At 63.5% G+C, this 14,176-nt stretch carries 6 protein-coding genes; 5 read left to right on the plus strand and 1 reads right to left on the minus strand.

Annotated features, from left to right (window positions below):
• Positions 1-11 precede the first annotated feature (11 nt).
• Positions 12-1,118 (minus strand): 2-aminoethylphosphonate--pyruvate transaminase, encoded by a 1,107-nt coding sequence (locus tag AC5PZ0_RS27000; protein WP_493856103.1) that lies wholly within the window; start codon positions 1,116-1,118, stop codon positions 12-14.
• 134 nt (positions 1,119-1,252) lie between these two features.
• Between AC5PZ0_RS27000 and AC5PZ0_RS27005 the strand changes: the two genes are divergently transcribed.
• The 5 genes from AC5PZ0_RS27005 (at position 1,253) to AC5PZ0_RS27025 (ending at position 14,165) form a co-directional block, all read left to right on the plus strand.
• A complete protein-coding gene (locus AC5PZ0_RS27005; protein ID WP_493856104.1) occupies positions 1,253-2,116 on the plus strand; it encodes a LysR substrate-binding domain-containing protein in 864 nt (287 codons plus the stop codon).
• Between the two features lie 64 nt (positions 2,117-2,180).
• On the plus strand, positions 2,181-3,215 hold the full coding sequence (locus tag AC5PZ0_RS27010) for an AraC family transcriptional regulator (RefSeq protein WP_454242224.1): 1,035 nt from the start codon (positions 2,181-2,183) through the stop codon (positions 3,213-3,215).
• A gap of 72 nt (positions 3,216-3,287) precedes the next feature.
• Positions 3,288-7,760, plus strand: a complete 4,473-nt coding sequence (locus AC5PZ0_RS27015) for an NEL-type E3 ubiquitin ligase domain-containing protein (protein ID WP_493856105.1) — start codon at positions 3,288-3,290, stop codon at positions 7,758-7,760.
• 67 nt (positions 7,761-7,827) lie between these two features.
• Positions 7,828-12,429 (plus strand): NEL-type E3 ubiquitin ligase domain-containing protein, encoded by a 4,602-nt coding sequence (locus tag AC5PZ0_RS27020; protein ID WP_493856106.1) that lies wholly within the window; start codon positions 7,828-7,830, stop codon positions 12,427-12,429.
• 89 nt (positions 12,430-12,518) lie between these two features.
• Positions 12,519-14,165 (plus strand): acyl-CoA synthetase, encoded by a 1,647-nt coding sequence (locus tag AC5PZ0_RS27025; protein WP_493856107.1) that lies wholly within the window; start codon positions 12,519-12,521, stop codon positions 14,163-14,165.
• Positions 14,166-14,176 lie beyond the last annotated feature (11 nt).

The raw sequence follows: 14,176 nt of genomic DNA on the forward strand, positions 1-14,176 counted from the left end.
TGGGCAAAGGGTCAAATGTCCAGCACTTCCATTTCCCGCAGCACCTCGGCCACGGCGTTGACCGCAGCCTGCATGCCCTCCGGCCCGACCACGCCGATGCAGCCGACGCGGAAGGTCTCGACCTGGGTCAGCTTGCCGGGGTAGAGGATGAAGCCCTTGGCCTTGACCCGCTCGTAGAAGTCGTTGAACTGGTAGCGGGCATCGTTTGGGGCATGGAAGGTGACGATGATCGGCGCCTGGATCTCGGCCGGTAGGAAGCTGCGCAGGCCGAGGGCGGCCATGCCGTCGAGCAGGGTTTTGCAGTTGTCGGCGTAGCGCTGGTGGCGCGCAGGCAGGCCCCCTTCTTCGTTGTACTGCTGCAGCGCTTCATGCAGCGCCGCGACCACGTGGGTGGGCGGGGTGAAGCGCCACTGGCCGGTCTTGGCCATGTAGGCGTGCTGGTCATGCAGGTCCATGGCCAGCGAGTGGGCGTTGCCTTCGGCAGCGGCCAGGGCGGTTTTTTCGGCGAAGACGAAGCCCATCCCCGGCACGCCTTCCAGGCACTTGCCCGAGGCGGCGATCAGTGCGTCGAAGGGGACCTCGCGGGCATCGATCGGCAGCGCGCCGAACGAGCTCATGGCGTCGATGATCAGGCGCTTGCCGTGGCGTTTGATCACCTGGGCGATCTCGGCCAGCGGGTTGAGGATACCGGTGCTGGTTTCGCAGTGGATCAACGCCACGTGGGTGATGGCTGGGTCGGCGCCCAGCAGGCGGTCGACATCGGCGGCGGTGGTCGGTTGGTCTTCGGCGGTTTCGAAGGTGCTGTAGGTGCGGCCCAGCACCTTGCAGATTTTCGCCAGGCGTTGGCCATAGGCGCCGTTGATCAGCACCAGCACCTTGCCATTGCGGGGTACCAAGGTGCCGATGGCGGCTTCCACGGCGAAGGTGCCGCTGCCTTGCAGGGGGACGCAGTGGTGGCTGACGCTGCCGTCGATGATCGCCAGCAGTTGCTCGCAGACGCTGGCGGTGAGTTGGTTGAAGGCGTTGTCCCAGGAGCCCCAGTCCACCAGCATGGCTTGGCGGGTGCGCAGCGACGTGGTCAGGGGGCCGGGGGTCAGCAGGATGGGTGCGTTGCTCATTCCGTGGTTCCTCACAAGCGGCGGGTGGTCAGCCGAAAAATCTGGCGCTGAAACTACGGGGGCTAGGTTGCAATTGGCTAAGCTATCAATCAAATTGTTTGTTGTTATGCCAGCCATAAGTCAGGCCGATAAACATGAACCTGTTCCAGCTCCGCGCTTTCGATGCCGTCGCCCGTGAGGGCAGCTTCACCCGTGCCGCCGCGCGGCTGTTCATCAGCCAGCCGGCCGTGACTGGGCACGTCAAGGCGCTGGAGGAGCACTACCAGATCACCCTGCTCAGGCGCACGGCGCGGCGGGTGGAGCTGACCGAGGAGGGCACGCGGCTGGCGGCCATCACCCGGGCCATGTTCGGCCTGGCCGAAGAAGCCCAGGCGATGCTCGAAGCCAACCGACAGTTGCTGACGGGGCGCCTGGAGGTGGCGGCGGACGGCCCGCACCGCGTGATGCCGATGCTCGCCCAGTTGCGCGAGCGCTACCCGGGCATCACCGTCAACCTGCGCTTGGGCAATGCCCAGGAAACCTTGGCCGCGCTGTTGTCCGAGCACGCCGATGTCGCGGTGCTGACCGAAATCGAACCGCGCAAGGGTCTGTACCTGCAAAGCCTGTGCGAGTCGCGGCTGTGTGCGCTGCTACCGGCGGGCCATGCGTGGGCGAGCGGCGAGGGCGACTTGCCGTTGACCGCGCTGAATCAGCAGATCATGGTGCTGCGCGAGCCCAGTTCGACCACCCGCCGTACGTTCGACAAGGCCTGTGCCGCTGCCGGGGTGCAGCCCCGTGTGCTGCTGGAGCTCGACAGCCGTGAAGCGGTGACCGAGGCAGTGGCGTCGGAACTGGGGGTTGGCGTGGTGTCGTCGACCGAGGTGGCCCACGACCCGCGCGTGGTGGCGCGGCCGCTGGCGGGAGACGGCCTGGTTAACCAGCACATGATCGGCTGCCTGGAGCGGCGCCGCGAACTGCGGTTGATCCAGGCGTTTCTGGGTTTGGCGGCCAACCTGTGAGGCAACGCTGGCGTTTTTCCTGCCCCGGCCTAAGATGGCCGGCATAGACCCACCTGGATGGCCGATGAGCGATAAAGACACCATCTCCATGCAACTGGTGCGTGAAGCCCTGTTGCAAACCTGCCCGGCCGGGCAGCCCGATGTCAGCGTGCTGCAGCGTGCCGGCATCGACCCGGCGCAGCTCGAGTTGCCCCAGGCACGCGTCTCTGCCGATGCCTATGCGCGGCTGTGGCGGCTGCTGGCGCGTCGCTGCAACGACGAGTTTTTTGCCATGGACCCGCGCGGGCTGCCGGTGGGCAGCCTGGCCTTTCTGACGCGTGCGGCCATGGCGCAGCCTACTCTCGGGGCTGGCCTAGAAATTGCCATGGGCTTTCTGTCGTTGATGCTCGAAGACCTGCAGCCAAGCGTGGTGCGCCAGCAAAGCCTGGCCGAAATCGTCATCAACGAGCCGCGTGAGCAACCGCGCCGGGCCTTTACCTATTTCACCTTCTGGATGATCGTGCACGGCGTCGCTTGTTGGCTGGCGGGGCGACGCATTCCGATCCTGGCCATCGACCTGCGCTGCGCCGAGCCGCCGTTCTGTGACGATTACCGGGTGATGTTCTCGGAAAACCTGCAGTTTGAACGCCCGCGCTCGCGCATCATCATTGCGGCCGACTGCCTGGACCTGCCGCTCAAGCGCACGCCGCAGGAATTGCAGCGTTTTCTGGCCGAGGCGCCGGGCAACATCCTGGTCAAGTACCGCGACCCGGCCAGCCTGGCCCGGCGCATCCGTGGCCAACTGCTGGCTCTTGACCCGGCGCAGTGGCCGGATGCCGAAAGCCTTGCGCACGGCTTGTGCCTGTCTGGCGCGACCCTGCGGCGGCGCTTGGCCGACGAGGGCCAGACTTATCAGCGGCTCAAAGACAGCGCCCGCCGTGAGCTGGCCATCGCCTGGCTGGCGCAAACGGAGCCGGCCCTGGGCGAAATCGCTGAGCGGCTGGGGTTTGCCGACAGCAGTTCGTTCTACAAGGCTTTTCGCAAGTGGTTTGGTTGCAATCCGGGGCACTACCGGGCGCTGATCCAGGCAGAAGGCCTTGGCGAAGCGCGAGGCGATTGAAGCGTTTCCAGCTTATGGGTAGGGCATGCAGGCACAAGCATGTACGGCCCATCGCCTACCACTGGAACCGCCATGCCCACGCCAACTGCCACTCAGCAATCGCCTGCCGTGCAAGCGAAGCTGTCGACTGCAACGGATGACTTCATCAAGGGCCAGCTACCCGACTGGCTAAAGCGCGCCACGCGGGCGCAGATCAATGCGCTACGCAGCCGTTTCAGTGAGCACAAGAACAGCCAAGATCAACTGCATGAGGCAATAGGTGGCTTGCCTGCGCTGCGGCAATTTGCCGAAACACATTTTCAAACGTTGCTGCCGGACAACGTGCCCCACGACGTGCGCTTGGCTGATCTGTCCTGGATCAAAGTGGTCAACGTAGCCCAGCCGAATTTGAATAGGTTTGTCTACCCCCGCAAGTACACCTACGAACCTGCTCTGGCCCGCCTGATGCAGGGCCTGCAAGCCAGTGCTGATGTTGTACTGAGCAAGGGCCTGGGTTTTGAAGGGAGCACTTCCCTGCTGCTGGAAGCCGATGATGCGTTTCTCGAACGCTATCGACAACTGGACGTAGGCAGGCGCTACCAGGATGAACTAGACCAGGTCTACAACCCACAGAACCTGAACTTGCTTGGCGCAGATAAACGCAGCGGCTTCAGTCTGGCCACTGAGCTTGCGGCGCTCAAAGGGCACCTTAGCCCGTGGGAGCATGCCGCCCTGCGCGAGATTGCGGCGTTTTCCCCGAATACCTATGGGCAGCCCAAACCTCACAGTGTCAGCACGCTCGAGATGCTCGGGCAGACACTTTCCAATACTTTGTTAATAGAGCTGCGTACACCCGCCAACGTCAGCCAGAGCGTGCTGCTGTACCTGCCTGGCGATTCGCATTACGCCTTGCGCCGCTATGGCTCGATGACCGAGATGCAGCAGAAGCTTGCCGTCGAGTTGCAGCAAGCGGGCTTTCGACAGGCGTTGGCGCAGCAAGTGAGCCTGAAGCAGCGTCCTGGGTTTATGCAGACCCTCAGCTTGCGCTTGCAGGACACGCAGCCGGACCTGTCGCTGACACGGGGTGAAATGGTCGAGGACGCCTTCCTTACGCTAGCCCGGCTGCAAGTGCTACAAGCGAAAGCCGATGCCCGGTTGCTGCTCGTGCCTACTGCCGACGTCGACGAGGCTGCAGCCGAACACAGCCTGCAGATGTGGAAGACGCTGGGTGTCGGCGTGGTCAACCTGGCCGGGCTGTTCGTGCCAGCAGTGGGCGCGTTGCTGTTGGGGCAACTGGTGGTACAGACCTTGTCCGAGGTGTTCGAGGGCGTCAGGGATTGGTCGCGGGGCCATCAGCATGAGGCGCTGCAGCATTTTCTCAGCGTCGCCGAGGTGGTGGCGCTCACCGGCGCCACGGTCGCCGGGGTGGCGGTGGTGCGCAGTGTGTTCGTCGACAAGCTCGAACCCGTCGCGCTGGGCACGCAGCAGGTGCGGCTCTGGAACAACGACTTGGCCCCATATGAAACAACCCCTGAAGACCGAAGCCTGCAGCCTGATGGCCTGTATGGCGCGGGCAAGCGCCGCTGGATGCGGTTGCAGGCCCGTTATTACGAAGTGCATCGCCCTGTGGCCAACGGTTCTTGGTGCTTGCGCCATCCGCTGGACGACAGTGCTTATGGGCCGGCGCTGGTGCATAACGGCGAGCGCGGCTGGCGCTTGCAGCTCGACCAGCCACTGGCGTGGGACGACAGCGCCCGCATGCTCGATTGCCTGTGGCCACAGGATTCGCCCGTCGACAGGGAGAGGGCCGAGCAGATCCTGAAGGTGGCCGGTATCGACCAGGATGAGCTGCGCGGTGTGCTGGTGGAGAACCGTCCGGCACCCATCACCCTCGCCGATACACTGCGCCGTTTTGCTGCGGACGCACGTATCGAGGCCTTCGCTCGCCATTTGAACAACGAAACGCGTCTGCCCCGTGATGAAGAGTTGCTGACCTGGCTAAGCGCGCAGCGTGAAGTGGCAGGCCCCCAAGCCGGCCTGCGCGACAGGCTGCTGCAACAGCTGCCGGCCATGCGTTGGCGTGCGTTCGAACATTTGGCCTATGCCCCGCGCTCTGCCGCATCGGTGGCCGGCCTGGTGTTGCGCGAGTTCCCAGGCTTGCCGAAGGGTTACATTCCTGAGGTATTGAAAGACTGCAGTGCAGTCGAATATGCCATTGCCCGTCGCGAGCAGCGCTTACCACTGCCACTGGCCAGCAAAGCGCGAGCGCTGCTGCGCGCCGCACGCCTGACCCGGGCCATCGAAGGTTTTTACCTGGCCAGTGCCAGTTGCAGCGAAACCGATGAGCTTGCCGTCGCCTTGCTGCGCAAGCTGCCAGCGTGGCCCGCCGGGGTTGCGCTAGAGGTGCGCGAGGCGACACCGCAGGGCCGACTGGTGGCCAGTTTTGTTCCAGAGGGCCAGGAAACGGCGCGTGTTCAGTTGGTTCGCATCAATCGGTATTTCCAGCTGTACGATGCGCAAGGGCAAGCCCTGCCACAGCCCCACCCGGTGCCTGCCACGGTTTTCGAAGCCCTGGTCGCGGCGTTGTCGCCCGCCCAATTGCAAGCACTCGGCCTTGAAGGGAATGACCCGGCCCTGGCCTTGCGAGAAAAGCTGCGAGCACAGTTGCCAGCCTCACACCAGGATTGTGTGGCACTGCTTGGGTGGACGCCGCAACAGCGCTGGTTCAACCCGGGCCAGCGCCTGGCCGATGGTCGCGTGGGCTATCTGCTCAGCGGCCGTGGTGCGGTGGTACAGACACCGCGGCAAACCTTGCTCACCGGCTTGCGCCGGCTTTTCCCGGGCTTGGACGACAACCAGCTGAGCCAGGAACTGGAGCACCTGCTGCAGGGCGAGGACATGCCGTTTGCACGGCTGGCAGGTTTGCAGGATGACCATGAGCAATTGAATCGGGCGGTCAACCGTTGGGTATCCGCAGAGTTCAGCAACAGCAGGCGGGCCAGTCGGCAGTTGATCGCCGATCGGGTGCTCCGTGCCTGGCGTGGACAAGGGGAGCGCTTGTCACTGGGCTTCGGCGAACAGGCCAGCCTGCCGGCACTGCCGGGGCATGTGCAATTTCGCTTCGTGACGTCGCTGGTCATTAACGACACCGCCATCAGTAGTGTGCCGAGTGACTTTCTGCACAGCTTCACCCAGGTGAACTACCTGAACCTCAGTGGTAACCGGTTGTTGAGTATTCCGCCCGGGCTCAGCTACCTGCCCCAGTTACGCACACTGCGGCTGGCGCGCAATTTGATCCGCCTGAATGCATCGGCTGTCGAGACACTTGCCGGGCTGTCCGAACTGTCACGGCTGGACCTGAGCTACAACCCGCTGGGGGCGCTGCACTTGCGCTTCAATCGGCTGCAGCAACTGATGCACTTGAACCTGCGACATTGCCGGCTCGGCATCTGGCCGCAGTACATCGAGCTGTGCCAGAACCTGCAAGTGGTCGACCTGCGTGACAACCAGCTCAGCGCGGTGGCTGATGAAACGCTGCAGATGCCGCAAGCCTTCCGGCAGGTGTTTCTGGTGGAGCGCAACCGCTTGAGCAACCGCCAAGTCATGGCACTTTACGCGCCAGAGGTGATACCGGAAGTCCCGGAGGCCGCAGTGGACCCCGCCTACGTGCGCGGCCTGTGGTTTCAGGCCTCGCCTGAGTCACTGCAGGCCGAGCGGGGCTTGGCATGGGCAGCAATGGCCACGCATCGCAACAGCGACGCTTTCGTTCAATTGTTGGGGCAATTGGAGCATGCCTCGGATTACGAGCAGGCACGCCCGCATATCGCCGGGCAGGTATGGTCACTGCTGGAGCAGATGCAACGCGATGACACGCTGCGCGATGCCGTATTCGAGCAAGCTGGCGATACGCCCGCGGACGAGAGACGAGCAGTGGATGTGTTCAGCCGGATGCAACTGCATAGCTTGCAGGCACGCGCTGCGGCAAATGCCCACCGGCTCGAGCGCATCAACGAGCATATCGGCTTGGGGCTCAGCCTGTTTCGTTTGGACTTCCTGGCAGTGATTGCACGGGAGACGGCCGCACAGGTGAATGAGCAGCGGGAAATCGCCCGGCTGGATGACCCCGCGTTGATGGGCTTGGCGGATGTCGATGTCCGGGACATCGACTTGCTCTTTCGTGTCAGGCTGAGGGAGGCCCTGAACCTGCCTGGCCAACCCCACACGTTGCGTGACGCCGAGGCGCTGGGTGTCAGTGAGGCATCGATAGACGATGCCAGGCAACGTATCGAACGGGTGGGCGATATCGAGACGTTCGCCGAAGATTTGAGCCAACGTGCGTTCTGGCAGCGCTACTTGCGTAGCCAACACGCGGAAGACTTTCTCGCCTTGGAGCGTGCTCATGGCGAGCGTGTCCGCCGGTTCCATGCCGAGCAGCCAGACGCACCTGCGCCAGTGCGTGCGCAGGCCTTGGAGAACCTGGAAATCGAGCACGAGTCAGCCCTGCACCGTCACAGCGTGGCACTGACGCGCTTCGAGCTGAGGACCAACCTGGCCCGCCAGGGCTGACATTAGCTGCGCCATCAGCCCTTGAACGTGCCTGCAGGGGCGGTTTTCCGGGTTCAGGCAGCGGGTGGTGAGCCGCAGAGTTAGCGGCTCATCCACCACTGTGATCACCACCATGACCGAACCGACCCCAGACCTCCCGCGCCAACAGGCAACCGATGCGTTCATCGCGCAAACGCTGCCTGATTGGCTGAAAAACGCTGATCACGATCAGTTGCTGGCTCTGCGCAGCAGCTTCGACGCGCACATCCAGAGCCAACAGAAGATTCAGCAGACGTTTGCCCAACTGCAGCCGATCGACACGTTCGCCACGGCGTTGCTGCAAGAGCGGTTGCGCGTCGCCATGGCACTGAACATCACGCTGGCGAAGGCGCAATGGCGAGAGGAGCGCTTCAAGAAAGTTGACGAGGCGCCTGCCAGGCAGTTCGAATCCTACTTCCTGCGCCAGCCGGCATTGCAAAGACTCATGCAGAACTTCAGGGCAGGAGATTCGTTCTATCCAGATACTGGCCTGGTGTACCCGCACGATCCAGTAACGGGCGATGCGGAGGAGGTGTTGACCACCTCGGCTGACACGCTGGTCGAGACCTGCCGGGCGCTGGATATTGGCAAGCAGTACCAGCAGCACCTCGACACGCTGCTCGATGCCGACTGCATGGCCCTGATTACCGAAGACAAGCGCTTGCAGCTGGCCTTGGCAATCGAAATCGCGGCGTTGAAAGAGCAGCTACCGGACGATGACCTTGCGATGTTGCGGCGGATTTTGCAAGGCAAGCCACCGACGCACGCCCGCAGCAACCGCGCCTATGTAGGGGCGTTGACCGTGCTCGGCTGTCGGGTAGAGGGTGCCATCGCATTCGAGCGAATGGATGTTGCCCCCTTGTTCGGCTCTGGGTCTTCAAGCGTAGTGACCGGTGTCATCCTGTATCTGCCAGGCGATCCTGAACAGTCGCTACGTGCCTATGGCACTTGGCGCGAGGCCAGCCTGGACCTTGGCAGGCGTTTGCGCGAGCCCGGCTATCAGCGGGCATTTAGCCAGCGCATCGCGTTAGCCGACCGCCCTGAGTACCTGACCACCTTGAGTAAGCGCCTGGGCGATGCGCAGACCGATGCTCAGTGTGCTTGCGAAGAGATCCATGAGGCGTTGTTCGCGACCTTGGCAGCCCAGCAGTTGCAGCGGATTCGCGACAACGCGGGGTTTATCGCGGTGCCCACCGCGCAGGTCGATGCCCGGGTCAGCGCCCAACGCCTGAAAACGCTGGAAGCGATAGGGATGGGCCTGCTCAACCTGGCCGGCCTGTTCGTGCCTGTAATCGGTGAGGTGCTGGCGGCCGACATGATCGGCCAGACGCTGAAGGAGGTGTGCGAGGGGGTCGAGGACTGGCATCAGGGGCATCGCCATGAAGCCATCGAGCACCTGCTGGGCGTCGCTGAAACGCTGGCGGTCGGCGCTGCCTTGGCTGGCGGTACAGCCGTGGTCGCCCGAGGCTTCACCCGCAGCGCGCAGGTCGATCAATTGTTGCCGGTCCTCAACGATGGCGGAGCGCCGCGGCTGTGGAACGGGGATATCAGCCATTTCGAGGACAAGGCGCCGCCCACCGACCTGCTGGCCCTGGACAACGGCTTGCTCGCCAAGGGGGAGGGGCGCTGGTGGCGCAACGGCGATACCTACTACCAGGTCAGGCCGGTGCCTGGGCGCAGTGCCTGGCAGCTGTGCCACCCGCAACGTGAGGCAAGCTTCGGCCCACTACTGGAATTCAACGGCGAGCGCAGCTGGCGCTTGCCGACCGAGCGACCACTGGCGTGGCAAGGGGAGGGGCTGCTGTTGAGTCGCCTTTGGCCGCCGGCGACAGCGCTGAGCGAGCAACGTATCGAGCAGATCCTCAAAGTGGCCGATATCGACGAGGAGCACCTGCGCGGGCTGTTGGTGGAGGCGCGGCCGTTACCGGTGGCGTTGCGTGACACGGTCGAACGGTTTGCCGTTGAGGCGCGAATCGAGGCGTTCTTTACGCAATTGGCCGAAGGCCAGCCGGCAGACGCCCCGCTGTGGCAGTGGTGCATGGACAGCTTGCGGATCGAGGCAATGTCGTTGGAGGAGCAACGCCTGGAGCTGTTGGATGACGCTGCAGAACTGCGGGAGCAGCTGCTGGAACATTTCTCGTGCCAATACCTGGCAACCGACCCATTGTTGCAGTTGATCCAGAGGGACTTCAAAGGCCTGCCTGACGCCTACGCGCTCGATGTGCTCAAGTCGGCAACCGACACCGAGCGCCAGTGGATGCTGAGGGAGGACCGCATCCCCTTACCGGTTGCCGAAAAGGCCCGTGAGCATTTGCAACTGTCGCGGCTGACGCGCATGCGTGAAGGCCTGTACCTCAAGGGCAGCTATCACCCCGATACGGTCAAACTGGTGTTTGCGCTGTTGCGCCAGCAGGCCAACCTGACCGGGGCGGTCGACTTGCAATTGCGCGAAGGCTCAGATGTCGGCCGGTTATTGGCGCAGTTGCAGCCAGACAAGGGCTCGGAATATGTCACCACGGTGTTGGTGAAGTGCCCTGGCGGGTTCAAGTGCTATGACGCGCAGGGGCGTGAAGTGGATATCGACTGGCGCGACCCCGTCGATATCGCCGACGTGTTGGCCAGGCACCTGGCCCCTGGTGATCGTGCTCGCCTGACCTGGGATGGCAGCCAGGCCCCCGCGCAAATCCGCAATGCGCTGCGCAGCTGGCTACCTCGCGAGCGTCAGGCGCAAGCCGACCTCATCGGGTTGCGCGAGATCAAGCCTACGCGCAGCCCTTTGCGAAGGCTTGCCGATGGGCGAGTCGGTTACCTGCTCAACGGGCGTGATGAACTGCCTGATTCGCACCGGCAAGACCTGGCCGGTGCGGTGGGGGATTTGTTCCCATCCTTCCGCACACTGGAAGTGGACCGCTACGTGTCGGTATTGCTCGAATCGCCGGAGACCGCGTATGCCGCGATGATCCGGCTGTACAGGGAATATATGGGAATGGACCGGGCTCTGCATGCCTGGATGTTGGACGTGCCGCCCGGCAACTTGCGTGGCGCGCGTCATCATGTGGCCAGCATGTTGCGCCGCAGTTGGCGCCTGGAAGGGCTGCGCATCGATGCCCAAGGCGCGAGTCGGGAGTATCGGCGCTTGAGCCTGGTCGGGATTGAGGTCGGGAGCTTGCCCACATTGCCTGTCGGCACGCAGTTCGGTCATGTCACCGACCTGGGCTTGATCGGCCTGCGCCTGCAGACGTTGCCACAAGGTTTTCTGCGCTGCTTCACGGGGCTGCGATTACTCAATCTCAGCAATAATGCCCTGACTACGCTGCCAGCGGAGATCGCCGAGCTGAATCTGCTGAGCAGCCTGCGTGTGTCACACAACCGCATCCGCATGACCGAGGCGTTAGCGACCAGCCTGAGCGGGTTGTCGCAACTGGACACGCTGGACCTGAGCTTCAACCGCTTGGGCGGCGTCAGCCTGCAATTGGGTGAGTTGGCACACCTCAGGGTGCTGAACATGCGGCGGACCAACCTGCAGACCGTACCCGTCGGGCTTGAGCGTTGTGTACAGCTGGAGTCGGCCAACCTGCGTGACAACCACATCGCCCACGTGCGGCAAAGCATGTTCGCCATGCCCTTGCAGCGTCGTCGCGCGGTACTGCTGGAGAACAACCCGCTGGCACTGGCCGAGCGTGAACGTTTTCATGCCGTCAACCCACTGCCGGCCCTACCGCCTGAGCCTGCCGAGAACTTTGCGCAAGCCCGGGCGCAATGGCTGGAGCAATTGGATGAGCCCGCCAGGGCTGGCCGCGAGCTGCAGTGGAATGCATTGCAGGCCCTCGATGAAAGTTCTGAGTTTTTCAGCTTGCTGAGGGCGTTGACCCTGACCAGCGACTTCCGGCGCGAACCCCAGGACCTGGCGCGCCGGGTATGGACGGTGATCGCGGCGGCCAGCGAGGATGCTGCTTTGCGTGATGAGCTGTTTGAAACGGCCTCTTCACGTGGCTGTGTGGACAGCGTGATCTCGTGTTTCAGTGCGCAGGAGGTGGGCGTCATGGTGGCGCAGGCGATGCGCGCCGAAGGGGCTCCGGCGCAGCAAGGCGCCTTGCTTGAACTGGCTTCAGGCCTGTTCCGGCTGGAGCAAGTCGAGGCCCAGGCACGTTTGGATATCGAGCGACGCGTGGCGCTGGAGGAGGACAGGTTGCGCAACGCCGGGTTGGCCGAGGCTGATGCGGCACAGCGCGCCCGTGACAGCGTGGATGAGATTGAGGTCAGCTTGGCTTACCGAATTGGCCTGGCACGTGTGTTGAACCTGCCGGGTCAGCCAAAAACCATGCAGTTCGAGGCACTGGGTGGCGTCAACCAGCAGCAGCTCGACAATGCTGCGGCTTCAGTGCGCTGGGCGGAAAGTACCGATGCACTGGTGAATTACATCAGTGATCGGGATTTCTGGGTCAGATACCTGCGGGCACGCCATGACGATGAATTCGTCCAGATCAGGCAACCGTTCGATGAGCAAATGGAGGCAGAAAGCCCGCTTGATGAGGCACGTGGGATGCAGATCCAGCATGCCTACCTTGAGGCTGAACGCCGGCTGATCCTGCGCTCGACGCGCAAGGCCCTGAGCGAACAGGCCTCAGGCCAAACCGCTCATCACGATTGAGCAATTAGGCCATTGCCGAGCGGCAGGTGTAGCGACACCATCGTCAGATAACGGGTGCACTCCAACAATAAAAAGCCAGGAGTCTGATGATGCGTAACTACGCCGAGGCCGCTCGTGCCTTCGACCATGCCCAGGCCGCCGCTGATGCCCTGCAGGGCGATCTGTCTGCGCTCAACGCCTGCGTCGAATGCTGCGACCGCCATGTGGGCCGCGATAAGCTCGCGCTGCTGTGGGTGAACCGTGACGGCGAAAGCCAGCCGTTCACATTCGATACGCTGTGCGAGCAGGCCGCGCGCTTTGCCAACGTGCTCAAGGCCCAGGGTGTAAAAGCGGGGGACCGCGTTGCCGGCCTGATGCCGCGCACCCCGCAGTTGCTGGTGACCATCCTTGCCACGTGGCGCCTGGGTGCTGTCTATCAGCCGCTGTTTACTGCGTTCGGGCCTAAGGCCATCGAGCATCGCCTGGAGCAGTCCGGGGCCAAGGTGGTGGTCACCGACAGCCAGAACCGCGCCAAGCTGGATGAGGTGCACGGTTGCCCAACAATCATCAGCGTGCTGGCTCGCGTCGGCGAGCTGGACTTCCAGCAGAGCCTGGACAGCGCCGCCGAGCACTGCCCGCCGGTCATGCGCTCGGGCGATGACCCTTTCCTGTTGATGTTCACTTCCGGCACTACAGGCCCGGCCAAACCCCTCGAAGTGCCGCTGCGCGCGATCGTTGCCTTCCAGGGTTACATGCGCGACGCCATCGACCTCCGGCCGGAAGACAACTTCTGGAACCTGGCCGACCCGGGCTGGGCCTATGGGCTTTACTACGCGGTCACCGGCCCGCTGGCGCTGGGCCATGCCACCACCTTCTACGATGGCCCGTTCAGCGTTGAAAGCTGCGCGCGGATCATCGACCGGTTTGGCATCACCAACCTGGCCGGCTCGCCGACCGCGTACCGCCTGTTGATCGCGGCAGGCAGCGAATTTTCCGCACCGATCAAAGGCCGCCTGCGGGTGGTCAGCAGCGCCGGCGAGCCGCTCAACCCAGAGGTGATCCGCTGGTTTGCCGACGAGCTAGGGGTAACCATCCACGACCATTATGGGCAGACCGAACTGGGCATGGTGTTGTGCAACCACCATGGCCTGGAGCACCCGGTGCACCTGGGGTCTGCCGGCTTCGCCATCCCCGGGCACCGCATCGTGGTGCTGGACGAGCAGGGCGCGGAGCTGCAGCCTGGCCAGCCCGGCATCCTCGCCGTGGACCGCGAGCAGTCGCCGTTGTGCTGGTTTGGTGGTTACCACGGCGTGCCGACCAAAGCCTTCGTCGGCAAGTATTACCTCAGCGGCGATACGGTCGAACTGAATGCCGATGGCAGCATCAGCTTCGTGGGCCGCAGCGACGACGTGATCACCACCTCCGGCTACCGGGTTGGCCCCTTCGACGTGGAGAGCGCGCTGATCGAGCACCCGGCAGTGGTCGAGGCGGCGGTGGTCGGCAAGCCCGACCCTGAACGTACCGAGCTGATCAAAGCGTTCGTCGTACTGGCCAAAGGCGTCGAGGGCACCCCCGAGCTGGAAGAAACCCTGCGCCAGCACGTGCGCAAGCGGCTGTACGCCCACGCCTACCCCCGCGAAATCGAATTCGTCAGCGAGCTGCCCAAGACCCCGAGCGGCAAGCTGCAACGCTTCATCCTGCGCAACCAGGAAATCGCCAAACAACAGGCCCAACTGGCCGCTCACGCCAGTGCCTAAAGGAACGACAC

The sequence above is a fragment of the Pseudomonas sp. 5.2 genome (assembly GCF_059025405.1).